Genomic DNA, 24,514 nt, shown 5'->3' on the forward strand with positions numbered 1-24,514 from the left:
TAGTTTTAATTAATGAACCACCAGCGCAAACCTACCCGAAGGGAGAAATCGTTACTCGGATACTGCGGTGCAAAGAAATTCTGATCCCATAAGAAAGTGTTCAGGTTCTCTGCCCGTACATATGCAGTGAAGGATTTGATCCTGAAATGCACGAAGCCTGCCAGATCGGGATATACTTCCCGTTTGATGGCGGTCTGGTAAACGAACTGGCCGAACATGGGAGAATAATCATCCGTGTAATAAGGTGTGTTATACTTCCCTTCAATACCAGTGAAGAGGTTCAGGTTCTTGAAGAGGCGGGCATTGTAACCTGCCCTTACACGGCCCCAGAAAGTTGGGAGCTGAATGGGCGCATTACCTGCCAGTTGCTGGAAAGCCAGGTCTGCCAGGAAAGAGAAGCTGCGCACATCAAAACGTTTCTGTCCAACGATCTGCAAAAGATTGAACAATCCGGTGAACTGCTCACTCTCTGAATAACTTTTAAAATAGGTGTATTTATTAAAGAGATAATAACTACCCACTATGCTATACTTCAGCTTCGGGTTATCTGAACGTACCTGTAACAGCGTGGTATTTTCTTTCTGTATGTTAGGGTTCCTGTACACCTTGTTGTGTTCGGGATCGGTAGCAAAGTAACGGTACACATATGAAGGCTCCCTGTTCACATTTAAGCCCATCAGGGTAATGTTGCCTAATGTGCTGTTGAGGTAACGGCGCAGGCTGGCGCTCACACTGTAATCTCCGGCATTTTCACCCAGCAGGTAAAACTCACCTTTGGCAGAGAGGTCCCATTTCTGGTTCTTTGTTTTATTCCGGTATTCCCCATGGATGCGGAGGTTCTGGAACGTGATACCGGTATTATCAATAAACTCACCTATGATATTATCAAACCCTCCACCTATTTTAATGAAGTGGGCCATATTACCGCGTATCGGGAACTGGATGAAGGAAAGATCATTACTGAGGATGCGCCATTGATGACGTGTTAATATGGTATCTGTAAAACCGGTGGTGGCAGGCGGAGGAAATACAAAACCGTAGTTCTTCTTGTAGAAAGTAGTATCTACATTCCTGTCTATATATTCATAGGTGTTCTGTGTATACGTGAAAGTATGTTCTACACGGAAAACAGGATCGAACTTGTATACATCCGTGGTATCGTTCACGTGAATGGTGTCTCCCTTGCCCCAGTCGTACTGATGCCGGAACAGGAAACTGGCTTCCTGGTAAGCATTCTTTACGGGGATGTTTGTATTAAATATTGTACTTGATGCAGGATTGCTGCCACCCAGGTTGGTGGGGATCAGCCGGAGCTGTGTATTTTCAGGATCTTTCAGTTCTGCGATATTTGTGATCCCGCCGTTCTCACCACCATTTATCTTATTCAGATAATAGCTCATCAGGATGTGATACCGTTTATTCTGGCTATTATAATTTGCAGTTACTTTATAATTATCGTGGTTGGTGCTTTGGTTCCTGTAATACCCCTGGGAATTTATTTTGCGGTACGCAAAGGAGAAATTGAATTTCTCTCCGCGGTTCTGGGTATGCATGAGGTTGATCATTTGTTCCTGCTTGCTGCCGATAAGGTATCCCAGTTCTGAATAAGGTCTGTTAGTATTATAGAAACGGGCATTCTGGTGATTGAAGCCGTATACATCAAATGCATGAAAACCGGGATCAAAGCCGGGCACCATTCTTGGGCTGAAGATCTGGTTGCGGGCTGCGCTTCCGTTATTGCCCAGGGTGGTATAATTAGCCGGAACGTTGAGGTAGTTCAGGTTGAAATCGGTGATAGAGGAATCCAGCATGAAATCGGTAGGCTCATCCAGGTAGCGGAACCTGAGGGTAAGGGTATCCGGTTCATGATCATGTTTGGTGGTATCCCTTTGCATACGGGAATTGCCACCGCCAGCGCCAGTAGGAATACGGCCGGTGTTGATCTGAGCCCGCAGGGCGGTGCCGGAACAAACCAGCAAAAGTAAAATAATGGTGAACTGCCTCATTCTGATGATTCGTATATGGCCCGCAATTCTCTACAATTGTTGAACCAATTCCCTGAAAATATATGTTAAATGTGGTTCTGCTGCTTTGGCGGCTGCCAGTACCTCTTCATGTGTGATCACATTGTCTTCCTCCCGTATGCCCAGGTCCGTGATCACGCTCATGGCAAAAACCTTTAATCCGCTGTGGATGGCCACAATCACTTCCGGTACGGTACTCATTCCAACGGCATCGCCTCCTATGATATGCATGAACTTATATTCGGCGCGGGTTTCAAAAGTAGGTCCCTGTACGCCCACGTAAACGCCGGTATGTAAAGATATACCTTTAGCGGCAGCAATACTTTGGGCTTTGGCGACCAGGGTTTTGGCATAAGGCTCACTCATATCCGGGAACCGGGGTCCCAGGGTATCATCGTTACGCCCTCTGAGCGGATGTTCCGGCTGCAGGTTGATGTGGTCTGTGATGATCATCAGGTCTCCTACCCTGAAAGCTTTGTTCATTCCCCCTGCTGCATTGGAAATAAGGAGGGTGTGAATGCCCAGGGCTTTCATAACCCTTACGGGAAAGGTCACCTGCTGCATGCTGAGGCCTTCATAATAATGAAAACGGCCAGCCATTGCCACTACAGAACGGCCATTGAGCCTGCCCAGGATGAGTTTTCCGGAATGGCCTTCCACGGTGGCGGGTGGAAAATGGGGGATATCATTATAAGAGATCTCCGTTTTATCCGTTATCTCCCCGGCCAGGTTTCCCAGGCCGCTGCCCAGGATAATGCCCACCTGTGGCGCTTCCTTTGCATATTGCTGTATAAATGCGGTTGCTTCGTTGATCTGTGCGGGCATGGCAAAAATTTATGCCCGGCAAAGTTAATCCTATATTACATATGAAGAGCTTCCCCCAAAGAATTCACCTTTCTAAAACATAAATTGCCTATTTTAGCGCCCAAATTTAAATACCGATGAATTTACACGAGTACCAGGCGAAAGAACTGTTGAAAAAATATAACGTACCGGTGCAGGAAGGTATCCCGGTAGATACTCCGGAAGCTGCAGCTGAGGCTTACAAGCAACTGAAAGTTCAGTTTGGCAACGAGTTTTCCGTAGTGAAAGCGCAAATCCACGCTGGTGGTCGTGGTAAAGGCAAAATTGTAGGAACTGAGCAACGTGGCGTAGCGGTAGGAAAAAATGCAGAAGATGTTAAGACCATAGCCGGCAATATCCTTGGCGGTACACTGGTGACCATACAAACAGGTGAAGCCGGTAAAGTGGTGAATAAAGTACTGGTAGCCCAGGACGTTTACTATCCCGGTCCCAATCCTATCAAGGAATTATACCTCTCTATCCTGCTGGACAGGGCTAAAGGTACCAATGTGATCATGTATTCTACCGAAGGCGGTATGGATATTGAAGAAGTAGCACACAGTACTCCTGAAAAAATATTCAAAGAGTGGGTATACCCAGGCGGTAAACTGGAACCATTCCAGGCGCGCAAAATCGCTTTCAACTTTGGTTTGAGCGGTGAAGCTTTCAAAAACATGGTGAAATTCGTGACCAACCTGTATAATGCTTATGTTGGACTGGATGCTGCCATGCTGGAGATCAACCCCCTCTTCAAAACCAGCGATGAAAAGATCATTGCGGTGGATTGCAAACTGAACCTGGACGATAACGCATTGCTCCGTCATCCTGACCTGGTGGCCCTGCGTGATACAACAGAAGAAGATGCTACCGAAGTAGAAGCCGGTAAACACAACCTGAACTTTGTGAAGCTGGATGGTAACGTAGGTTGTATGGTAAACGGTGCCGGTCTGGCCATGGCTACCATGGACATGATCAAACTGAGCGGTGGTGAACCAGCTAACTTCCTGGACGTAGGAGGTTCTGCAAACGCACAAACCGTTGAAGCAGGTTTCCGCATCATCCTGAAAGATCCTAAAGTGAAGGCGATCCTCATCAATATCTTTGGTGGTATCGTTCGTTGCGACAGGGTGGCACAGGGTGTTATTGATGCTTACCAATCCATCGGCACCATCAAGGTTCCTATCATTGTACGTTTACAAGGTACCAATGCAGAAGAAGCGAAGCAACTTATCGAGGAAAGCGGCCTGAAAGTACAGTCTGCCATCCTGCTGAGTGAAGCAGCTGCCCTGGTGAACAAAGCGGTAAACGCTTAATAAACACAGAGATAATGTTTTGATAATAAGTGGCCAGCAAATATGCTGGCCATTTTTTTATGCCTTTCCCCTATATTTGGTATCCATAAAACCCCAATATATGTACCTCCGTATTCTAACCATTGCAGCATCCGTTACCGTTCTGTTAGCCCCAGCCTACTATTGATAAGATCCAGAAATTGCTGACTGCCAATGCAGGGTATAAAGCACATACGGATAACAGTGGCACGCCCGCCCGTAATAAAAAACTTTCTGAAGAAAGAGCCCAGGCCGTAAAGGCTGCGCTGACGGCAAAAGGGATTGAGGCCGGCCGTTTAACCGCAAAAGGTATCGGGCAAGGATAAACCTGTTGCAGATAATGCTTAGAAGAAGGCAAAGGAAAGAACCGCAGCGTGGAGATTGTGAAAATCCAGTATCTTTGGTTTCCATCCTTCTTACTTAAAATGTGCAAACGGTTATTGGTCTTATCCTTTAACATAATATACGCATGTTACGCATCCGCCAATTTTTTCTCATCTGCTCCGGCGCTCATCTGCCGATGCTGAAACGCGCTCCTTCAGAACTGAACAAGTACGCAGGTATTGGCGCTACTATTTTCTTCACAGGATTACTGGCAGCTCTTTCGGGAGGTTATGCCCTCTGGACGGTGTTTCAGCAACCCTGGGCTGCTGTGGTATTTGCACTCGTCTGGGGCCTGATGATCTTCAACCTGGACCGGTACATTGTTTCCAGCATGAAAAAGCGGGAACGCTTCCGGGATGAATTCCTCATGGCCCTGCCACGTATCGTCCTGGCATTGCTGATCGCTATTGTTATTTCCAAACCACTGGAACTGCAGATCTTTAATAAAGAGATCCAGGCAGAACTGGTGATCATGGAGCAACAGAAATTCAAAGCCCAGGAAGATAAGGTGAAAGAACGTTTTCAGGCCCGCAGCGCTACCCTGAATGCACGTTTGCAAACATTACAGCAGCAAATGGCCACGCAGGCGGCACGCAGGGATACCTTACAATTACTGGCACAGCAGGAAGCAGATGGCACCGGTGGCTCCAGGCTCAAAAACCTGGGCCCTATCTATAAAGCCAAAAAAGCAGATGCGGATAGTGCGCAGGCTGCCTGGGAAGCTTTAAACGAACAGTATGCGGCAGGCCGGGCTGAACTGGCAACCGTGGATTCAGCGGTTACCAATACCATTGCACAGTTGAAAAGAGATCAGCTGAATGGCTTTGCTTCCCGGCTGGATGCACTGGGTACTATTACAAAAAACAGTACGCCTATCCGTTGGGCCAACTGGTTCATTATCTTGTTATTCATTGCCATTGAAACAGCGCCTGTATTTGTAAAACTGATCTCGCCCCGGGGGCCTTATGACGATCTGCTGGAACAACATGAATACGGATTCACCATGCATAATAAGGAAAGAAAGGCCATGCTTACACTTGAAACGGATGAACGTATTGCAGTGCGGACGGGAGAAAGTGAACACAGGATAAAAAATGCCGCTTTTTCTTAAAAATATTTTAACCGGGTTTATGGAATCAGGTGGATTATTTCATCCTTTGTAAAACTAACGGCTATGTGCAAACGAAAACGCAAAGAATTTATATATCGCCGGTCCATTTTCTAAAACCATTCAAGAAACGTTAACTAGTAGCAAATGTTACCCCTTGCCCTCCGTTTACGGGGGGCATTTGTTTTTGTTTATCCCCTCAACTTTCCGTACATTAAATTATGCAAGTACATATCAAAACAATTCATGAAAGCAGCGCTGCGGCTGGTTGGGCGGGGCCGCGCAGCCTGGTGATAGATCGTACGCCCAGGGCCGGAGGATTGGGGATCGGGTTCAGCGGAGAAGAGCTCTTTATGATGGCTATCGGTGCCAGTATCTGTAATGATCTGTATCGGGAAGCTGCACTATGGCAGGTAGTTATCCGGCATGTGGAGATCATTGTGAATGGCGACTGGGGCGGAGAACCTGCAAAGGCCAGCAATATACGTTACGACATCAAAGTGGAGTCTGCTGCGCCCCGTGAAAAGATTGAAGAGCTGATCCGGCATACGGACCAGATTGCAGAGATCCCGCTTTCATTAAGATCGGGGGCAGCTGTGAAACTGAATCATGTGGAAGTGATACGATGAGTTAAACAGGGGGGCTTATTTTGAACACCGGCTAAGCAGTTCAATATCTGCTTCACTTACTCGCTCACCAGTTCCACTTCGTATACCGGGCTGAAGAGGTATACTTTTTTCGATGGTACTTCTTCGCAACGGTACCGTTTGCGGATCCTTTCTCCTTTCCGGAATATCCTTCCGTCCTTCGTTTTAAATAACTGACCCGGCGGCAATTGCTCTACCAGGTAATGATTATCTTTTTTCCGGTCGTACCGTTTTAATACTCTCATTAAACCTTCATCCGCACAGGAGCTGGCACCGGGATTATGCAGGCTTTCCCTTACAGCGGCTTCCACATCCGGCGGCATGTATTGTTTACCCACAAACTCCCGGAGGATCTTGCTGTATTCCTGTTTCCATTCCTTTCCATGGGCAGATACCCTGTTCCCATAGATCATGAAAGTGACCAGGTGAGCTATCTCGTGCAGTAAAGTAAGGAGGAAGGCATATTTATTCAGACCACCATTGATACTGATGCGGTGGCCTTTTTCCTGGTAAGGATGACGATAATCTCCCAATACGCTCTGCCTTTCCCTGGTAATGGTCAGATGCACTTTATAGTGGGTGATGTATTCAATCACCTGCTCAAAGGTCCCATCCGGCAGATAACCGGCCAATGCATGTAATGGAGCTTCCTGCTTCAAGCGCTACGATTTCTTTTTGCTGGTTCGGATCAAATGACTGGTCTCGAATACGGTGTATACAAGATAGAAGAACATGAACAGAAAGATAGTGGCTTTGCTTACACGGGTACGGTTTACGATCACATAGACCGCAATCGCTACTACGCAAAGCATCAATTTAGCCAGGGTAGACGCATAAACAGAACGCACAATGACATTCGCGTTTTCGCTCGTCATGCCTTTGCGGTTCAGTGAATAACTGATGAGTGTGATCAGTGCCATGACAATGTTGCCTGCCACCAGCACTTCATAATGTACGCCCAGCGTTTGGAGCAGCCAGGTCTTTAAGAGAAATAAGGCGGCAGTGATCCCTATGAAAACAACTGCCAGCCAGAGAATAAATTTATCGGTCATGCTTACTGGTATCTTTAACAATCTTCCACAAAAGTAGTGCTAAAGCCAGTAAAGAAAAAATGATCATGAACAGCGGGAACTTCATGCCCAGCCACTGATCCAACAGATACCCCAGCCATAAGGAAATACCAATGGCCGCCATCATTTGAAATGCAAGTCCGGCGTAACGCCAGAGCATGTTATACGGTCTCTTCCTGGAGGACTGTTCTTCCATTTTTAGAATCCGAATGATTATAGGATGATGAAGCAGAAGCTGCTGCAGGCGCATCATTAGGATCCATATAGCAACGGCCATTGAACTTTACCGTAGGCTCCATTTCAAAATGTGCTGTGTATATATCTCCTTTGATCAAAGCATTGCCTTTCAGGAAGAGTAATTCCTCTACCTTAATAATACCCGTCACTTTCCCCAGGACGTCTGCACTCTGGCAGACCAGATCGCCATTGATCTCCCCTTCCGGTCCCACAACGATCTTTGCCTTTGTGGATACCAGTCCGTTCACCTGGCCATCTATACGAATATCACCCTCGCACGCAATATCGCCATTGATAGTGGTGCCGTTACCGATAAGGTTAATGTTGGACGTAGGCATGAGCCCCTTGGCATCGCCTTTCTTTGTTTGGTTAAACATAGGTTCGAAGGTTTTCAGTTTTTAAGATAATATGGTCAAAATTAAAGACGTTGGTAAGATAGTTAAATATATTGATATGTGTATTATAATATTATTAAATCTCCCGGGAGCTGCATTGCGTTAATAGGTACTATTGTCCACTTTGGGCACTTTGAGCATATTTGTATCCAGTTGGATATTGCCGCCGATCACGTTTTTCAGGTTATCCAGGTATTGGTCGCGGGTAACGATGGACCTTTCCAGGGAATCGGCCCTCATCCGTAACTGCAGGAACTCCTTCCTTTGCTTCAGGTCCCCGTAACCGGGAATGTAGTAACGCAGGGGAGTGAACACAACAGTGGCCACTGTAATGGCTACCAGTAAAACGAACAGGGTGCTCAATGCTATATATACACTCATACGGGAGAGGCGGAATGCCGTTACCTCTTCATAGGTATCGTCATTCATGATCACCAGCCTGTATTTGTGGTTTAACCTGTCGAGGCTCCTTTTGTTTTTGTCTTCTGCCATTGCGTTCAGTTACGGAGATGTATTCTTTTTTGTTAATGTAAAGATTGTGGAATTTCCCGAAAAATCAATCAAAAATCGTAATTCTCATAAAGTTAGGCAATAATATGGGTACGCTCTTCCTCTCGGCAAAGAAAAAAATAATCATATCTTTAAAATATTTTTTCCAATTCCTTAGTTTATATAATAGTTCTTATTGACCCTGGTTAAATACATGAATTGTTCTAGATCCTTATATGTACGCGCTTGTGTGGTAAGTCTGATAATGTGTTGCGGGGCACAGGCCGTATTTGGGCAAAGCCAGGTTAATAAACCTGTTAAAGTAGAAGATCGGCGCCCTCCTTCTGAAAAAATGGCCGAAAAACGCTGGACCATCAAGCGAAAGCTGGTGCAGAACACTGTGACCCGGTACAACTATTACTATCACGCCAAACTCAAGCTGGAGGGTGTGCTGAAAGGCATTAACACCCAACGGCAGGATAACTATAATGTATTCCTCCCCTTCTACCCTTTTTCTGTTGATAAACTGAACCTGAATACCACAGACCTGGACTCCGTGATCCAGAAAGCCTCTGTAGCCGTACAGATCCACGATCCGCGCAGTAAATGGATAGACGACTGTTACCTGCTGGTAGGCAAGGCTTATTATTATAAAGGCGACTGGGAGAATGCGAACAATACTTTTAAGTATATCAATACCACTTTTGCCCCTAAAAAGAAATCTGAATACAGCACGGTGATCGGCAGAAGTGAAGATTCCCAGCTGTCCGTTTCCTCCCGCGAAAAGGAAAAGAACTGGTTTAGCCGCTTCCGGCATAAGTCTGCCAGGAATGATGCCTTCCTCTGGCAGGCACGCGTTTACCTGGAAGAAAAGAAACATGACGAAGCACAATCCCTTTTGAATATACTGGAAACAGACCCTTATTTCCCCCGCAGGCTGGAAGGCCAGCTGGCAGAATTACAGGCTTACCGTTTTTATAAACAGGGCCTGTACAGGGAAACCATAGAACCTTTAAAGGTGGCTATTCAAAAAGGTAAAGGCAGCCGGGACGAAAGAGCACGTATGAGCTATATCCTGGGCCAGATCTACTTTTCACAAAATGTACCGGATTCCGCTATGGATGCATTCCGGGATGTAATTGCCCGTAAGCCGGATGCGCTGATGGACTTCAATGCCCGGGTTCAGATAGCCCGTGCCAATGCAAAAGTGAGTGGTGCCAATATGGAGCAAAGCCTGGCTGCTTTGCAGCGCATGATGCGCAAAGAGCGTTTCCTGCCTTTCAAAGATGCGCTCTATTACAACATGGCCTCCATTGTTGCCAACGATGATCCCAACAGGGCATTGGATTACCTGCATAAAGCACTGAAGGTGGAAAACCCCAACATGCTGCAGAAAACACTGACTTTCAAAGCAATCGCGGATATACATTACTTCCAGAAGAACTATCTCATTGCCCAGCGTTATTACGACAGTACAGCCAGTATCATGGGGCCTGAGTTTACAGATGCAGAACTGGTGAACACCCGCAAGGAAGTGTTGACGGAAGTAGCCAAAAGGATAGACCTGATCCACCAGGAAGACAGTCTCCAGGCGATTGCTGCACTACCTGCAGATCAAAGGGAAGCCCTGCTGGCCAGGAAGGTAACGAGCATCCGTAATGAAAAAAATGCGCCCGCAAAGAAAGGGGAAGAACAACAGCAATACCAGGCTTACAACAATAACAGCCGTTACAATAATTCCAATTCTCCCACTAATAACGGGGATGCTGCAGGTGATTGGTATTTTTATAATGCCGGCAGTAAATCCAGTGGTTATTCTGAATTTAAACGCAGATGGGGAAACCGCCAGTTAGGTGATAACTGGCGCAGGAGCCAGGGAGCTTCCATTGCCTCTTCCGCCAATAACCAACCGCTTACGGATGAGGTACCTGCTACAGATAATGTAGCTGCCAATATTGACCGTTTACCTGCAGATAGCATCAACAGCAATGTGCTGGCTGCTAATCTTCCCGTAACACCGGAAAAACTGGCGGAATCCCGTACCAAACAAATGGATGCCTGGTACGAACTGGGTAAGTTATACCATGATAAACTGGAAAATCCCCGGGATGCGATCGCTTCTTACGATTCGCTGCTGGCGAAATTCCCGGATAATCCGCGTAAAGCAGAGATCATGTATTCCCTGTATGTATGGCATGAAAAAATGGGCCATACACAGGAAGCAGCCCGTTACAAACAGATTGTGCTGAGCCAGTTCGGTGGTACCAGTTATGCTAATTATATCCAGTTCGGTTTACCGAAGGATGAAAATAAAGAGCGGACAAAAGCTGTAAGTGCTATTTATGAATCCGCTTACATGGCTTATCTCACGGGCAATTACGATACGGTGCTCACTTTGAAGAGACAGGCGGATTCTGCCTTCCAGTTCAGTTCTTTACAATCCCGTTTTGACCTGCTGGAAGCCATGACCATCATTAAAACCGGTACAGAAGATGAAGGCAAAAATGCCATTGCAGCTGTGATCAAAAAGTATCCGGGAGATGATATCATCCTCCGCCAGGCTAATATGATCGCGGATGCACTGAATAAGAAAAAGGAAGTGGTGGACTACCTCTCCAACTTACAGGTTGCGCGCGATAGTGCAGGGAATGCTATTGTGGACGAGAATATTTCCATCCGTTACCCATGGCAGTCGCCTAAACCTGATCTGAAAGATTCTGCTGCTGTAGTGCAAAAACCAGCCACAGATTCTGCGGCAGTTGCTGTAGCCCCTCCTCCTCCACCTCCTGTTACGCCTTATAAACTGGGTGACGAAAAGGCGGCGAATCCGCATTTTGTGGTGATGTATTTCACCAGGGTGTCTAAAGTACTTGTAGATGAAGCACTTGCGCAGTTCTCCAAGTACAATGCGGAGAAACATGTGGCAGATAAAGTGGAAACGAGCAGTTTTGTGCTCACACCTACTGATATCATGGTGATCTTCCGGTTATTCCCGACTGAGGATAAAGCGCTGGATTACCTGGATGAGATCTCTAAATCAGCCAGTTCCGTGATTATTCCAAGGATCAAACCTACTGAGTATAAATTCTTTATCATATCAAGAGAAAACTTCATTCTTCTCAACAATACAAAAGACATAGAGGGCTACAAGAAATTCTTCAATACCAACTACATAACGGAATAGTTTTTGCGTTATCACTTAAAACTATTTGCACTACGTTTAATATTATTTGCGTTTTATCTAAATAATGGTGCCCAATGAAGAGAAATCCTCATTGGGCAAGGCCTATGAAAGCCGGGGAATTTAGATATTTTTGCACCATACAGACTGTTTCACACAATTTAACATATGAAGAAATCCGTAAAATTATTATGGTGGGTATTCGGGGGAGGGCTTGCCTTCCTGGTGATCCTTATTTTACTCATCAACCTCCGCCTCATTGGGCATATGCCCAGTATTGAGGAACTGGAGAACCCCAGAACGGCCCTTGCCTCGCAGGTACTTGCTGAGGATGGTACCGTTATGGGAAAATATCTTTCCGTAGACCGTTCCAATATCGACTATAAGGATATCTCCAAAAACGTTATCAATGCCCTCCTGGCTACGGAAGACCGTGGTTTCTATGAACACTCCGGTATTTCTGCCAAAGGCACTCTTGCGATCCCTTTTTACCTGCTGATCGGTAAAAAAAGAGGGTCCAGTACCATTACACAGCAGCTGGCACTGAACCTGCAAGCGGATGCAGAAGGAAAACAAAGGGCCAGGAATTTCTTTGCACGTGCTTTTCAGAAATTACCGGAATGGGTGATCTCTATCAAACTGGAAAGGAATTTCACCAAAGAAGAGATCATTACGCTCTATCTGAATACCGTTACTTTCGGAGATAACGTATATGGCATTGAAAACGGTGCACGTACTTTCTTCAGTAAAGATCCCAGCCGTTTGTCACTCGAAGAGGCAGCTATGCTGGTAGGTATGCTGAAAGGCCCTTCCCAGTTCAATCCCAGGAGGAATCCTCAAATGGCGCGGGACAGAAGGAACACGGTGATCGAGAACATGATGGATGAAGGCTACATCACTAAGGCGGAAGGTGAAGCTGCTAAAAACCGCCCCATCGTTTTACGCTATAATAAAATAGATCATAATAAAGGACTGGCTCCTTACTTCCGTGAGGTACTGCGGGCTGAATTAAAAACCTGGTGTAAAGACCATAAAAAAGCAGACGGTACAGAATACAATCTCTATCGTGATGGCCTGAAGATCTACACCACTATCAATCCCCGGATGCAATTGTATGCGGAGGAAGCAGTGGCCAAACATCTGAAAGACCTGCAAAAATCTTTCGCGCAGCAGTCTAATATCAAGTCCGGCAAAGTGTGGGACAAAAGGCAAAAAGACCTGGAGTCTTTCATGAAAGAATCCGACCGTTACAAACAAATGAAGGATGACGAAGCTACGGACGAAGAGATCAAAAAAGCTTTCAGTACGCCAACTAAAATGAAAGTATTCTCGTGGCGCAGTTTCACTGAACCAGACCTGAATGATATTGATACCGTGATGACGCCGATGGATTCCATCAAATACATGCGTGCTGTACTGCAGGCAGGTTTCATGGCGATGGACCCTGAAAGCGGAGAAGTGAAAGCGTGGGTAGGTGGTCCTAACTTCCGTTATTTCAAAAATGATCACGTTTATAAAACCAAACGCCAGGTGGGTTCCACCTTCAAACCATTCCTTTACTGCTTTGCTTTGATGAATGGTTTCAGTCCGAATGCGATGCTGCCCAACGAACCTGTTACCATTGGTAACTGGACGGTGAGCCGTAATTCTGAAGGAAGTGTGGGTGGTTCTATTTCCATGGCAGGTGCATTGGCTAAATCGCTGAACCTGGTGAGTGTTTACCTCATCAAACAAATAGGCGCCAAAGCTTTTGCGGATTTTGCGCAGAACAAGATCGGATTTGAAAGTAAGATCCCTGAGTATCCATCTATTGCATTGGGTACACCGGAGCTTTCTCTGTTTGAAATGCTGCGTGCGTATACCATGTTCCCTGCAAGAGGGGTGATCACCAAACCTATTTACATCACACGTATTGAAGACCGTAATGGTAATATCCTGGAAACTTCTGTTCCTGAAAAAAGAGAAGTGATCAGTGAAACAGATTCTTATACGATGGTGAAGATGATGGAAGGGGTAACTGCCCCAGGTGGTACCGGTGCGAGATTACGTTTCCGTTTTAATATTCCCGGAGAGATCGGTGGTAAGACAGGTACTACGAATGATAATACAGATGGATGGTTCCTGGGTTATACACCGCAATTGCTGGCTGGTGCATGGGTAGGCTGCGAAAACAACTACCTGCGTTTTGCGAGTACGGCATTGGGACAGGGTGCGAATACAGGTTTACCTATCTGGGCTTATTTCATGCAGAAGGTATATGCAGATAAAACACTGGGGGTAGATCCTAATTCTACATTCCCTATTCCTGCTAACCTGCATAATGATCTGTACTTTAATTATGATTCCAATGTACAGCCCGGTGCAGAAGCTGAAGATGTGGGGAATGGTGCTGCTACGGATTATGAACCGGTAGTGGATGTAGGGCAGTATGGAGAACCGGTAGAGAATCAGAAAAAGGAAGAGCCGGCGAAAGAGAAAGAACCGGTGAAAGAGAAAGATAAACCGGCAAAAGATCCGGCTACGCAGCCAAAGGATCCGAAGGCTTTGATGCCGCCGAAGCCGGTGAAGAAGGATAATTAGTTGATGTTTCGAAAATAACCAGTTGCAAAAAGGTTTGTGGGGGCTATTTTTTTAAGGAAGATAAAGACATTGAGCTGGTAAAGAAGGAAAACTAATTGCGAGGCTTTGTGTTCACAGAAAATAACCAGTTGCAAAAAGATTTGTGGGGGCTATTTTTTTTAAGGAAGATGAAATACTGAGTGGGTGAAGAAGGAAAACTAATTGCGAGGCTTTGTGTTCACAGAAAATAACCAGTTGCAAAAAGGTTTGTGGGGGCTATTTTTTTAAGGAAGATGAAATACTGAGTGGGTGAAGAAGGATAACTAATGAGGGTTAATTCTTAAGGAAAAAAACACTGAGCCGGTACAAATAGAAGTCAATTCTAAAGAAATTTTAAAGATATCCAATAAAAAAAGCGTTCCGATCGGAACGCTTTTTTTATTGGATCATTGATTAATGTATACCGGCGTAAATGTTGGTACCGGTGTTGGCTGGGATGCTGGCAGGTTAGGCAGTTTGGGTAATTCAATTTCACCCTGAACTTCGTTAACATCAATAACATCTCCACCCGAAATCTCATTCATTTGTGTGGTGGTAAGCAGTTGCAGTTCGGGGTTGATGTGTAACCTCTTTTTCATTGTACGTAAGATTTAATACTTAGGTACAACCCATCTGGAAATAAAATGGTTGTTATTCTCCTGTTAATTACCCACTACTACTTTTCTTCCACTTCCTTATAAGTCAGCTTCTTTTCCTTCATGGCATTGTTGATCAGTTGTATGGCAACATCCAGGATACCGGCTTCCTCTTTGGCTTTCAGCTTAGCAATATCATCTGTAGGTTTGTGGTAATCATCGTGCCCGCCGGTGTGAAAGAATAATACGGGTACTCCTGATACATAAAAACTATGATGATCTGATCCACCCTTACCGGCTGCATCTGTAAAGAACTTCACCCCATTTCCTTTAACATCTTTAAAAATGGCCGGCCATTCTTCCGCACTGCCATATCCGCCAATGCCTACACCACGTTCAGCATTATACCGCCCTATCATATCCATGTTCAGCATGAAATGGATATTATCCAGCGAATCAACCGGGTTCTTCACATAATACTTTGAGCCTTGTAATCCCAGTTCTTCTCCGCCAAAAGCAATGAACATAAAATTGAAATCTTCTTTCGTTCCATTCTCTGTGTAATACCTTGCCAGTTCCAGTAAACCTGCCACACCGGAGGCATTATCATCAGCCCCGTTATGGATCTCACCGACGGGATATTTTCCATCGAACAGACCGGCACGGCCCAGGTGATCATAATGTGCGCCAATGATGATCGTATAGGGTGCTCCGTTATCCAGGAAGCCGATCACATTCCTGCTGGGTACGTCAACATGTTTGCCACGGGTAAAGGTGAAGGGTTGATAATATTTGCCGTTAAAACCGGGCTCCAGGCCCATGGCAGCAAATTTCTTTGCTACATACTTACTTGCTTTCTCCCCTCCTTTTTCTGCTGTACCTCTTCCTTTCAATTTATCAGAAGCGAGATAACTCACTGTTTTGGTAATGCGCTCCGCAGAGGGCATATAAGTTTGTGCGTAACTGGCAGCACCAGTTAATAATAAACCTGCTAATAGAATAACTCTCATGTGTTCACTGTTAAAAAACAAAGGCCCCAGTTTCGTGGGGCCTTTGGGATATTTTTATTTTATTTCTTCTTGGGTGTTTTCTGTATTTCCTGCTGGCGTTTCTGCATTTCTTCCAGTTTCGCCGCCCATTTGGATTGGGTTTTCGGCTTCGATTTATTCGCCTGGATCTTTGCGTGGATCTTGTCGTGGTTGATCACAAAAGTCTGGATCACCCATTGCAACAGGATACTGATCACGTTACTCAGGAAGTAGTAATAAGTAAGCGCTGCTGCCAATTTATTGAAGATACCTAGCAACATTACGGGGAATACATATGGCATGTATTTCATCACAGGGTTGCTTTGGTCCGTCATTCCACGGTTGTAGAAAGCGAGGATCAAACTGGTGATGGTCATCAGGATGGTGAACAAGCTGATGTGATCTCCGTAGAAAGGAATATTGAAACCGAAGGTATAGATGGAATCGTAAGTGGAAAGGTCTTTTGCCCAGAGGAAACTTTCCTGTCTCAACTCAATGGAAGAGGGGAAGAAAGAGTACATCGCTACGAGGATGGGCAATTGCATCAGTGCAGGCAAACAACCTCCCAGCGGGTTCACACCGGCGCTGCGGAAGAGTTTCATTTGTTCCACACCAAAGGATTGCTGATCATCTTTGTATTTGGCACGCAGTTCATCCAGTTCAGGTTTCAGCACTTTCATCTTTGCAGCGGATACATAACTCTGATAAGTGAACGGAGCAATGATCAGGCGGATGAAGATGGTGAGCAACAGGATGATGAGACCATAGTTGGAAGTAAGACTACCCAGGAAGTTGAACACAGGGATGATGATCCATTTGTTCACGTACTTCACAAAGGCAAAGATACCGGAGCCCAGGGGGATGATCTTTTCCAGGTCCACATCCATTCTTTTCAAAGTCTGGTAGTGGTTAGGACCGTAAAACACTTCCATTGGGAAGCTGTAAGCGGCAGCACCATTATAAGGGATCGCCAGGGTGGTCATGTTCTGACCAACGATGTTGCCACTTTCAGGTACTTTGGTATTGATCTCTGCGGATGCAAAGTTTTCTTTGCGGGCCAGCAGGGTGATGTTGAAGAATTGCTGCTTGAAGCTGATCCACTGAATAGGTTTATCCAGTTTTTCCTGGCTGCGGTTAGTGAGGGTGAAATAATCATGGTCCTTATTCGCAAAGCGGTAATGGATCTGGTTATTTAAACGCTCCTGTTCCATGTTATGCTCCTGGCGGTCTGCCTGGCTGTTCCACTGGAAGTTGATATTACCTTTCGGCAATACGTTCTGCATACCAATGAGGTTGATGGTATAATCCACGAGGTAGCTGTCTGCTTTCAGGGTGTATACATATTCCAGGTATTGGTTAGCGCTGGTACCGAGGCGGTAGCTGATGGTCTGACTGCCATCTGCGTTCTTTTGTACCGGCTGTGGTGCAAAGTAGGCATCTGAAGTATTGAGCGACTGGTTATTCGCTAAAGGTATTTTAAGGCCTGTTCTGTTAAAGGAACCTTGTTGCAGGAACAGGGGCTTGCCATCAGAGGTTTTAAAATCAAGCAGTTGAATAGTACGTGGTTCACCACCTTTATTGCTAAAAGTGATCTTTACCAGTTTGTTCTCCAGTACCTGTTGTTGTTCCGTTCCGCTGGCGGCTGCGGCAAAAGGACCGTATTCGCTTTGCAGACGGGCTGAGTCCAGTACAGTATTGCTGCCTGTAGAATCAATTACTTTGGCCTGTTCTTCCTTAGGCTTATTCAGGTTGGCGATGGAATCCTGGCGGGCCTTCTCCAGCTTTGCAGTATTAGTGCTTTGTTGATTCCAGAAAATATATCCAATCAGCAAAGCGCCAAGCAACACAAAACCAATGACCGAATTTCTGTCCATGTCGATTTTAAAATTTAAGGAGCAAAGGTAATATATAAGGTAGCAATATGTACGAATTCCGGCAGATGAATTGTTAAAGTATTCATCTGCCGGAATCCGCTATCACTTATAAAAAATATCAATCATGTATCATCTTCTCTTCCGCCTGTTTAGCTTTGCCGTTCCTGCTTTCGGCAAAATTCTTGGCGGCAGCGATGAAGCTGACAAATATAGGCGCCGGGCTTTCTACGGTACTTTTCAGTTCCGGGTGGAACTGGCCGCCTATAAAGAAGGGATGGCCTGGCAGTTCGATCATTTCCACGAGGCCGGTTTCCGGGTTTTTACCGGAGGCAACAAGGCCGCCCTCTTCTAACTGGTCCAGGAAGTCGTTATTAAATTCGTAGCGGTGACGGTGGCGTTCATTAATAGAGGCCTGGTTATGGTAGATCTGGGCAGCTTGCGAGCCGGGTTTCAGTTCGCAGGCATAGGAACCCAAACGCATGGTACCGCCCATTTTGGTGATCTTCTTTTGTTCTTCCATCAGGTTGATCACCGGGTAAGGAGTTTCCGGGTTCATTTCTGTGGAGTGTGCATCGCGGAGGCCGAGTACGTTCCGGGAATACTCCACTACTGCCATTTGCATACCTAAACAGATACCAAAGAAAGGCAGGTGGTTTTCGCGGGCGTACTGGATAGCGGTGATCTTTCCTTCTATTCCCCTGTGGCCAAAACCGGGAGCAACCAGCAAACCATCCAGGTTTTTCAGTTTCTCACTTACGTTTTCCGGTGTAATATGTTCAGAGTGAATGTTTTGTACGATCACTTTGCATTCATTCACGGCACCTGCATGAACAAATGATTCCAGGATGGATTTGTAGGCATCCTGTAATTCCACGTATTTACCGATCAAACCAATGGTCACTTTGGTTTTAGGATATTTCAGTTTATCCAGGAACTCGCGCCATTTGATGAGTTCGGGTTCTTTTTCTACGGGGAGGTTCAGCTTTTTCAGGCAGATCACATCCAGTTTCTCGCGCATCATTTCCAGGGGCACTTCATAGATGGTTCCCACGTCCTGCGCTTCTATCACAGCATCTACCTGTACATTACAGAACAGGGCGATCTTTTTCTTCAGTTCACGATATAAGGGTTCTTCGGTACGGCACACGATAATATCCGGGTGCACGCCGTTTTCGCTTAATAATCTTACGGAGTGTTGTGTAGGTTTGGTTTTCAGCTCTTTCGCCGCACGCAGGTACGGAATGAGGGTGAGGTGCACAACGAGGCAATCTTCTTCCCCCAGTTCCCATTGCAACTGACGAACTGCTTCTATATAAGGGAGGGATTCAATATCCCCCACGGTACCACCGAGTTCGGTGATCACGATGTCGAATTTATTATCCTTGCCCAGGAGGAGGATGCGGCGTTTGATCTCATCCGTGATGTGCGGGATCACCTGAACGGTTTTACCCAGGTAGGCCCCTTCTCTTTCTTTGTTGATCACGGTTTGATAGATACGCCCGGTGGTAACGTTGTTAGCCTGGGAAGTAGGAGTGTTGAGGAAACGCTCGTAGTGGCCCAGATCGAGATCTGTTTCGGCGCCATCTTCGGTTACGTAACATTCCCCGTGTTCGTAGGGGTTGAGTGTACCGGGATCCACATTGATATACGGATCAAATTTCTGAATTGTCACTTTAAAGCCGCGTGCCTGCAATAGTTTTGCGAGGGATGCTGCGATAATTCCTTTACCCAATGAGGAAGTAACACCTCCCGTAACGAAGATATATTTTGCCATAAAAAACTAAGTTCCCGAAATTTTTACTTGACCAAAGAGGAAGTGATGCCGGACTGTTTGGTGTATCCTGTCAAGTAATTTACTTCCGTAAGGTCATGCAAAGTTACACAAATTTGCCTCGCACCCAAGCCAATTTTTCGCGGAGCCCCTTCAATATCAATTCAAATCCTTTACTGGCAAGCGTTTCAAAAAACTTCACCGAAGTGTAACTTTATTTGTTCACGGGAATTATCGCAGCATTCCCGTAATTTGCGACCTGAAATACATTCGATATGACCTTGACGCCCAAGAAGGCACATGACTCCCTGATCAATATGACTGAGCTGGTGCTTCCGAACGACACCAATACTTTTGCCAACCTGATGGGGGGCCGTTTAATGTACTGGATGGACATTGCTGCCGCCCTTGCCTGCATGAAACATTGTGCTGCCCCTGTTGTTACTGCTTCTGTAGATAATATCTCCTTTGAAAATCCCATTAAACTGGGGAACGTGGTACATATTGAAGCCCAGGTTACCCGTGCTTTCACTACTTCCATGGAAGTACATATGAAAGTATGGGGGGAAGATCCTGTGCAGCAGTACCGGTATAAATCCAACGAAGCCTTTATGACCTTTGTGGCCCTGGACCCTAATGGCAAGGCCCGTCACGTACCGGCTATCATCCCGGAATCTGAGGATGAGGTGAAACTGTATGAAGGGGCGCTCCGCCGCAGACAGTTAAGGCTGATCCTGGGCGGGAAGATGAAACCTGCAGATGCGGGAGAACTGAAGGCCTTGTTTTACGAGCAATAAGTTTACTTTCATGTAATTAATACGCAAAGGGCTGTTCTTTTATGGAACAGCCCTTCTTTGTGTATAGGATGCTTATAGGGATACCCTATATGGAGCCTATGTCAGGAAATGAAAAGACCGCCTCAGTTATACCCGAGACGGTCTTTTTTTATGATTTAAGCCCGGTATCAATGATCCCTGCTCACCAGTACGCTGGTCAATTCATTCAATTTCTTCACTTTATCATTGAAATCACCTTTCAGCCTGTCCCTCAGGATCTGCAAATGCTGTAAAACAGATTCCAGGGTATCGGGGATGGCATCGTTCAGTACCTCTTTTAATCTTTTTGCGATGGTGGGGGATTTGCCGTTTGTGGAAATGGCGATCTTCAGGTTTCCTTTCTGTACAATGGAACCCAGGTAGAAATCGCATAAGCCGGGGGTATCTGCTACATTGATCAGCACCTTGCTGGCTTTTGCTTTTTCCCAGATGCATGCATTTAATTCCCTGTCTGCCGTGGCGGCAATCACCAGGTCTTTTCCGAACAGGTCTCCACAGGAGAACGCTTTTTGGATGAGCGTTACATTAGGGAACCCGGCCGTGAGGCTTTCCAGTTCAGGTGCAAACCAGGTAGCCACAACGGTTACCCTTGCTGCGGGGCAATTCTGTAAGATGGCGTTCACTTTTTCCGTACCCACATTTCCACCTCCTACTACCAGTACCTGTAACTGATCCAGCTTAAAGAAAACAGGAAATAAATGATTCTCTTCCATAAGATCACATTTTATGCTATTTGCTTGTAATTCTCCGCGAGCTTTGCCTGCAGGTCCTGAAACGCTTCATGGAACCTTACCACTTCCCCTATCACAATGATTGCGGGATTCTTCAGCCCCTGCTCTCTTGCAAATGTACCCAGATCAGACACATTTCCCACACCCATTTTCTGGGTAGGGAGTGTTCCGTTCTGAATAATCGCGGCAGGCGTCTGGCCTTTACCCTGTTGGGTGTAAATAGCAGCAATTTCATCCAGTTTACTCATGCCCATGAGGATCACTACCGTAGTATTTGCCTGGATAGCAAATTCCAGGTCACGGGAAAGTTTTCCATCCTGGGTGGTACCCGTGATCACCCAAAACCCTTCACTCACGTTACGTGCGGTTACAGGAATTTTATTCACACCCGGTACGGAAATAGCACTGCTGATGCCGGGGATCACTTCTGTTTCTATACCATACTGCTGTGCAGAAGCCAGTTCTTCCTGACCACGGCCAAATACAAAGGAATCGCCGCCTTTCAGCCGGACTACACTCCCATAGGTTAATGCATATTTAACGATCATGCGGTTAATCTCAGCCTGTGTGTACACATGCATACCTGCGCGTTTGCCTACAAAACGTTTCAGACAGTTCTGTGGTGCATTGTCCAGCAGTTCATTGTTGGATAAAGCATCATAGAGGATCACCCGGGCATTTTGAATGGCCTTCAGTCCTTTTACAGTGATCAGTTCCGGGTCTCCGGGTCCCGCGCCTACCAGTGTCACTTTCGGTTGTATTGTTTGCATGATCGGTTAGTTTATTAAGCGTTTGCACTCGCCGCCTGTTTTTCAAGACGGTATTCCTGCGCTCTGTCATAAAATGCCTTTGCCTGTTGATAGTATTGTTTGGCAAAGCTTTCAGTTGGTTCGTGCTGGTTGATCTGCAGCACCAGTGTTTTGAAACTGTCTATTTTAAAGCGGCCTGTTTCTACAAAGTGTTTGTCAAAATCAGCGATGATACCGTGTTGTGTATTACAGTTCACGTTTTCATCCAGCAACATGGTTTTAGCGGTTTGGATCATACATGCATATGAATGATAGATACCGTCTGCCCATGAATTGTTGGCAAAAGATTGTGCTGCCCATTCCAGTTTTTCTTCCGCTTCAAATAATAAAGTAGCAATGAGATCGATCATTACACCGGCACATTCTCCCACACCGATAGCAGTGCTGAAAGTTTCTGCCTGGCCCCAGTCGATGAAATCACTGTCTCCCAAAACACTCAGGTCTGCCAGTGGTTTCAGCAGTTCATAGAAGTATTTCTCTCCTTTACGATCGTAGTAATCATTGAACAGTTCTTTCTTCTCGCTGTTGGATTCATAATCATGCAGCAGGGTGCGCAGTACATCAGGACCTTTACGGCTGGGCACTTTCAGTACTTTATCAGAAACACGGCCTACACCATCGCCAACAAGACCACCACCCAGCAATACCTGCAGGGCTGGCAATACTTTACCACCGCTCTTCATGGAAGAACCATGGAAACCAATATGTGCCATACCATGCTGACCGCAGGAGTTCATACAGCCGCTGATCTTTATTTTGATATCATTATTATAAATGAGATCGGGGAATTCGTTGTGGATCACTTCTTCCAGTGCAGCGGCGATACCGGTGCTGCTGGAAATACCCAGGTTACAGGTATCTGTACCAGGGCAGGCAGTGATGTCTGCAATACTATCGAAACCTGCGGCCTGGAAACCTACTTCTTCCAGTAAACTGAAAACGTAAGGCAGGTGTTCAGGAAGGATATATTTCAGCAATAAGCCCTGGTTAACGGTTACGCGTACATCATCAGCAACAACAGGCGCCAGTTTTTCCAGCAGGGTGCGGGAATCTACGGAACTGATATTACCTAACGGTACCCGTACATAAGCACCATAATAACCTTTTTGCTTTTGCTCGAAGGTGTTGGTTTTCTTCCAGGCTTCGTATTGCTTAGGATCTTTAATTGTATAAGAAGGCAATGCAGGGTTGGCTGCAGGCAGCGCTGGCTCTTTCCATGCAGCGTGATCTACCGGCACTGATTTCAGTTTAACCGCTTTATATTCTTCTTTCACCAGGCGCTCGAATTCTTCCATACCGATCTTGGCGATGAGGAATTTCATACGGGCTTTATGCCTGCTGGTCCTTTCACCATGACGGTCGAATACACGCAGGATACTTTCTGTGTAAGGGATCAGCTGATCTGCTTCCAGGAATTCAAAAGCTACTTTCGCGAGATAAGGTTGTGCACCTAATCCGCCACCTACCAATACTTTGAAGCCACGAACTTCTTTACCATCTATGATGCGGATCTTAGGGATCACACCGAGGTCGTGCATGAAAGAGAAGGCAGTATCCCTGTCGCTGGAAGAGTAAGAGATCTTGAACTTACGGCCCATATCCTGGCAAACGGGGTTGCGGAGGAAATAACGGAAGGCGGCATCCGCATATGGCGTGATGTCAAATGGTTCTTCCGGATCTATTCCTGCTTTATCAGAAGCGGTGATATTCCTCACGGTGTTACCGCAGGCTTCGCGTAAAGTGATATCGTCTATTTCGAGTTTCGCCCAGAGTTCAGGAGTTTTGTCCAGGGAAACAAAGTGGATCTGTATATCCTGACGGGTGGTCAGGTGGAGGTTCCCGGTGGAGTATTCATCCGAGATGTCAGCAATACGTTTCCATTGCTGTAAAGTCATTTTACCATAAGGAAGTTTGATGCGCACCATTTGCACACCTTGCTGGCGTTGTCCGTAAACGCCACGGGCTAAACGCAGGCTGCGAAATTTCTCGTCAGACATCTTTCCTTCTCTAAACAGCCTGATCTTTTGCTCCAGTTCGATGATGTCCTTTTCTACAATCGGATTTTCCAGTTCAGTTCTGAAACTTTGCATGATAATTGAATTGCTCGTGATAAAATGTATTCATATAACGTGCGGCAAATGCCTAAAAAAACAAAACCTCCGTTGGCATATCGGAGGCTTAAACTTGTATGATTCTGAAAACAGATACTTCATATGTATAAACCTCCTAGTCCGTTGAGTGAGCCCAACAGCACATGCACATATTCAAACCCATTGATACTTGATTACCCATATTCCTATAGATTTTGTAGAGTAATACAAAGATATAGGTCCCGTGACGAATGGCAAAACTTTTTTTAATAAAAAAGGGGGGTATAAATTAGAAATTTTCGAAAGGTGGGTTGCGGCGGGGTGTTTTTGGAGGGTGGAGGTTTCGCGTGGCTGCTGAAAAGGCGGCTGGCTGGGGCAGGAAGTTCTGCTGAGGGGGCTTCTGAATGCGGCAGGAACTTCTGCAGAGGAGGCTTTTGCAGGAGATCAACGGCTTCTGTATGCAGCAGGAAGT

The 24,514-nt window shown here is 45.9% G+C and carries 21 protein-coding genes; 7 read left to right on the forward strand and 14 right to left on the reverse strand.

Annotation, left to right across the window (positions count from 1 at the left end; translation table 11 throughout):
• Positions 1–5 precede the first annotated feature (5 nt).
• Positions 6–2,006 (reverse strand): putative porin, encoded by a 2,001-nt coding sequence (locus tag AAHN97_RS18665; RefSeq protein WP_343303584.1) that lies wholly within the window; start codon positions 2,004–2,006, stop codon positions 6–8.
• Positions 2,007–2,036: 30 nt separating this feature from the next.
• Positions 2,037–2,849, reverse strand: coding sequence for a purine-nucleoside phosphorylase (locus AAHN97_RS18670; RefSeq protein ID WP_343303585.1), 813 nt, complete (start codon positions 2,847–2,849; stop codon positions 2,037–2,039).
• Positions 2,850–2,965: 116 nt separating this feature from the next.
• Between AAHN97_RS18670 and sucC the strand changes: the two genes are divergently transcribed.
• From sucC to AAHN97_RS18690, 4 genes are all read left to right on the forward strand, one after another.
• The gene (gene sucC / locus AAHN97_RS18675) at positions 2,966–4,180 is read left to right on the forward strand and encodes an ADP-forming succinate--CoA ligase subunit beta (RefSeq protein WP_343303586.1); all 1,215 of its coding nucleotides are present in this window, start codon (positions 2,966–2,968) and stop codon (positions 4,178–4,180) included.
• 170 nt (positions 4,181–4,350) lie between these two features.
• Positions 4,351–4,524, forward strand: coding sequence for an OmpA family protein (locus AAHN97_RS18680; protein WP_343308277.1), 174 nt, complete (start codon positions 4,351–4,353; stop codon positions 4,522–4,524).
• 143 nt (positions 4,525–4,667) lie between these two features.
• Positions 4,668–5,693 (forward strand): DUF4407 domain-containing protein, encoded by a 1,026-nt coding sequence (locus AAHN97_RS18685; RefSeq protein WP_343303587.1) that lies wholly within the window; start codon positions 4,668–4,670, stop codon positions 5,691–5,693.
• 218 nt (positions 5,694–5,911) lie between these two features.
• The gene (locus AAHN97_RS18690; RefSeq protein ID WP_343303588.1) at positions 5,912–6,319 is read left to right on the forward strand and encodes an OsmC family protein; all 408 of its coding nucleotides are present in this window, start codon (positions 5,912–5,914) and stop codon (positions 6,317–6,319) included.
• Positions 6,320–6,375: 56 nt separating this feature from the next.
• Here AAHN97_RS18690 and AAHN97_RS18695 read toward each other — a convergent pair whose 3' ends face one another.
• The 5 genes from AAHN97_RS18695 to AAHN97_RS18715 form a co-directional block, all read right to left on the reverse strand.
• Complete coding sequence (locus tag AAHN97_RS18695; protein ID WP_343303589.1) at positions 6,376–6,996, reverse strand: SprT-like domain-containing protein; 621 nt, start codon at positions 6,994–6,996, stop codon at positions 6,376–6,378.
• Positions 6,997–6,999: 3 nt separating this feature from the next.
• Entirely contained in the window at positions 7,000–7,389 is a 390-nt protein-coding gene (locus tag AAHN97_RS18700) for a hypothetical protein (RefSeq protein ID WP_343303590.1), read from the reverse strand.
• On the reverse strand, positions 7,379–7,567 hold the full coding sequence (locus AAHN97_RS18705) for an AtpZ/AtpI family protein (protein WP_143197618.1): 189 nt from the start codon (positions 7,565–7,567) through the stop codon (positions 7,379–7,381). The genes AAHN97_RS18700 and AAHN97_RS18705 overlap by 11 nt, the downstream gene beginning before the upstream one ends.
• A 1-nt stretch (position 7,568) precedes the next feature.
• Positions 7,569–8,021 carry a bactofilin family protein gene (locus AAHN97_RS18710; RefSeq protein WP_343303591.1) on the reverse strand — a complete coding sequence of 151 codons (453 nt, stop codon included), beginning with the start codon at positions 8,019–8,021 and terminating at the stop codon, positions 7,569–7,571.
• A gap of 120 nt (positions 8,022–8,141) precedes the next feature.
• Positions 8,142–8,531 carry a hypothetical protein gene (locus AAHN97_RS18715; RefSeq protein WP_343303592.1) on the reverse strand — a complete coding sequence of 130 codons (390 nt, stop codon included), beginning with the start codon at positions 8,529–8,531 and terminating at the stop codon, positions 8,142–8,144.
• A 211-nt stretch (positions 8,532–8,742) separates the two neighbouring features.
• Between AAHN97_RS18715 and AAHN97_RS18720 the strand changes: the two genes are divergently transcribed.
• Entirely contained in the window at positions 8,743–11,712 is a 2,970-nt protein-coding gene (locus AAHN97_RS18720) for a tetratricopeptide repeat protein (protein ID WP_343303594.1), read from the forward strand.
• 165 nt (positions 11,713–11,877) lie between these two features.
• Positions 11,878–14,289: a penicillin-binding protein 1A gene (locus tag AAHN97_RS18725; protein WP_343303595.1), complete on the forward strand. Its 2,412-nt coding sequence runs from the start codon at positions 11,878–11,880 to the stop codon at positions 14,287–14,289.
• Positions 14,290–14,714: 425 nt separating this feature from the next.
• Here the strand turns inward: AAHN97_RS18725 and AAHN97_RS18730 are convergent, their stop codons facing one another.
• The 4 genes from AAHN97_RS18730 to AAHN97_RS18745 form a co-directional block, all read right to left on the reverse strand.
• Complete coding sequence (locus AAHN97_RS18730; protein ID WP_343303596.1) at positions 14,715–14,906, reverse strand: hypothetical protein; 192 nt, start codon at positions 14,904–14,906, stop codon at positions 14,715–14,717.
• A 77-nt stretch (positions 14,907–14,983) separates the two neighbouring features.
• On the reverse strand, positions 14,984–15,913 hold the full coding sequence (locus tag AAHN97_RS18735; RefSeq protein WP_343303597.1) for a M20/M25/M40 family metallo-hydrolase: 930 nt from the start codon (positions 15,911–15,913) through the stop codon (positions 14,984–14,986).
• Positions 15,914–15,972: 59 nt separating this feature from the next.
• Positions 15,973–17,805, reverse strand: coding sequence for a membrane protein insertase YidC (gene yidC, locus AAHN97_RS18740; protein ID WP_343303598.1), 1,833 nt, complete (start codon positions 17,803–17,805; stop codon positions 15,973–15,975).
• A 118-nt stretch (positions 17,806–17,923) separates the two neighbouring features.
• Positions 17,924–19,579: a CTP synthase gene (locus AAHN97_RS18745; RefSeq protein ID WP_343303599.1), complete on the reverse strand. Its 1,656-nt coding sequence runs from the start codon at positions 19,577–19,579 to the stop codon at positions 17,924–17,926.
• Between the two features lie 272 nt (positions 19,580–19,851).
• Between AAHN97_RS18745 and AAHN97_RS18750 the strand changes: the two genes are divergently transcribed.
• Entirely contained in the window at positions 19,852–20,373 is a 522-nt protein-coding gene (locus tag AAHN97_RS18750; RefSeq protein ID WP_343303600.1) for an acyl-CoA thioesterase, read from the forward strand.
• 167 nt (positions 20,374–20,540) lie between these two features.
• Here the strand turns inward: AAHN97_RS18750 and AAHN97_RS18755 are convergent, their stop codons facing one another.
• The 3 genes from AAHN97_RS18755 to AAHN97_RS18765 are packed head-to-tail and all read right to left on the reverse strand — an operon-like array spanning position 20,541 to position 24,042.
• Entirely contained in the window at positions 20,541–21,125 is a 585-nt protein-coding gene (locus tag AAHN97_RS18755) for a precorrin-2 dehydrogenase/sirohydrochlorin ferrochelatase family protein (protein ID WP_074242786.1), read from the reverse strand.
• 11 nt (positions 21,126–21,136) lie between these two features.
• Positions 21,137–21,913, reverse strand: a complete 777-nt coding sequence (gene cobA, locus AAHN97_RS18760) for a uroporphyrinogen-III C-methyltransferase (protein WP_343303601.1) — start codon at positions 21,911–21,913, stop codon at positions 21,137–21,139.
• A 14-nt stretch (positions 21,914–21,927) separates the two neighbouring features.
• A complete protein-coding gene (locus AAHN97_RS18765; RefSeq protein ID WP_343303602.1) occupies positions 21,928–24,042 on the reverse strand; it encodes a nitrite reductase in 2,115 nt (704 codons plus the stop codon).
• Positions 24,043–24,514: the final 472 nt, after the last annotated feature.

The sequence above is a fragment of the Chitinophaga niabensis genome (assembly GCF_039545795.1).
Taxonomy (GTDB): Bacteria; Bacteroidota; Bacteroidia; order Chitinophagales; family Chitinophagaceae; genus Chitinophaga; species Chitinophaga niabensis_B.

What these genes read in the sequence shown, in the direction of transcription:
- AAHN97_RS18700 (WP_343303590.1), bottom strand. Translation starts at nt 7,389, where the DNA reads ATGACCGATAAATTTATTCTCTGGCTGGCAGTTGTTTTCATAGGGATC.
- AAHN97_RS18750 (WP_343303600.1), top strand. Translation starts at nt 19,852, where the DNA reads ATGACCTTGACGCCCAAGAAGGCACATGACTCCCTGATCAATATGACT.
- AAHN97_RS18765 (WP_343303602.1), bottom strand. Translation starts at nt 24,042, where the DNA reads ATGCAAAGTTTCAGAACTGAACTGGAAAATCCGATTGTAGAAAAGGAC.
- AAHN97_RS18705 (WP_143197618.1), bottom strand. Translation starts at nt 7,567, where the DNA reads ATGCTCTGGCGTTACGCCGGACTTGCATTTCAAATGATGGCGGCCATT.
- AAHN97_RS18670 (WP_343303585.1), bottom strand. Translation starts at nt 2,849, where the DNA reads ATGCCCGCACAGATCAACGAAGCAACCGCATTTATACAGCAATATGCA.
- AAHN97_RS18725 (WP_343303595.1), top strand. Translation starts at nt 11,878, where the DNA reads ATGAAGAAATCCGTAAAATTATTATGGTGGGTATTCGGGGGAGGGCTT.
- AAHN97_RS18665 (WP_343303584.1), bottom strand. Translation starts at nt 2,006, where the DNA reads ATGAGGCAGTTCACCATTATTTTACTTTTGCTGGTTTGTTCCGGCACC.
- AAHN97_RS18745 (WP_343303599.1), bottom strand. Translation starts at nt 19,579, where the DNA reads ATGGCAAAATATATCTTCGTTACGGGAGGTGTTACTTCCTCATTGGGT.
- AAHN97_RS18685 (WP_343303587.1), top strand. Translation starts at nt 4,668, where the DNA reads ATGTTACGCATCCGCCAATTTTTTCTCATCTGCTCCGGCGCTCATCTG.
- AAHN97_RS18730 (WP_343303596.1), bottom strand. Translation starts at nt 14,906, where the DNA reads ATGAAAAAGAGGTTACACATCAACCCCGAACTGCAACTGCTTACCACC.
- sucC (WP_343303586.1), top strand. Translation starts at nt 2,966, where the DNA reads ATGAATTTACACGAGTACCAGGCGAAAGAACTGTTGAAAAAATATAAC.
- AAHN97_RS18710 (WP_343303591.1), bottom strand. Translation starts at nt 8,021, where the DNA reads ATGTTTAACCAAACAAAGAAAGGCGATGCCAAGGGGCTCATGCCTACG.
- AAHN97_RS18720 (WP_343303594.1), top strand. Translation starts at nt 8,743, where the DNA reads ATGAATTGTTCTAGATCCTTATATGTACGCGCTTGTGTGGTAAGTCTG.
- cobA (WP_343303601.1), bottom strand. Translation starts at nt 21,913, where the DNA reads ATGCAAACAATACAACCGAAAGTGACACTGGTAGGCGCGGGACCCGGA.
- AAHN97_RS18755 (WP_074242786.1), bottom strand. Translation starts at nt 21,125, where the DNA reads ATGGAAGAGAATCATTTATTTCCTGTTTTCTTTAAGCTGGATCAGTTA.
- yidC (WP_343303598.1), bottom strand. Translation starts at nt 17,805, where the DNA reads ATGGACAGAAATTCGGTCATTGGTTTTGTGTTGCTTGGCGCTTTGCTG.
- AAHN97_RS18690 (WP_343303588.1), top strand. Translation starts at nt 5,912, where the DNA reads ATGCAAGTACATATCAAAACAATTCATGAAAGCAGCGCTGCGGCTGGT.
- AAHN97_RS18715 (WP_343303592.1), bottom strand. Translation starts at nt 8,531, where the DNA reads ATGGCAGAAGACAAAAACAAAAGGAGCCTCGACAGGTTAAACCACAAA.
- AAHN97_RS18735 (WP_343303597.1), bottom strand. Translation starts at nt 15,913, where the DNA reads ATGAGAGTTATTCTATTAGCAGGTTTATTATTAACTGGTGCTGCCAGT.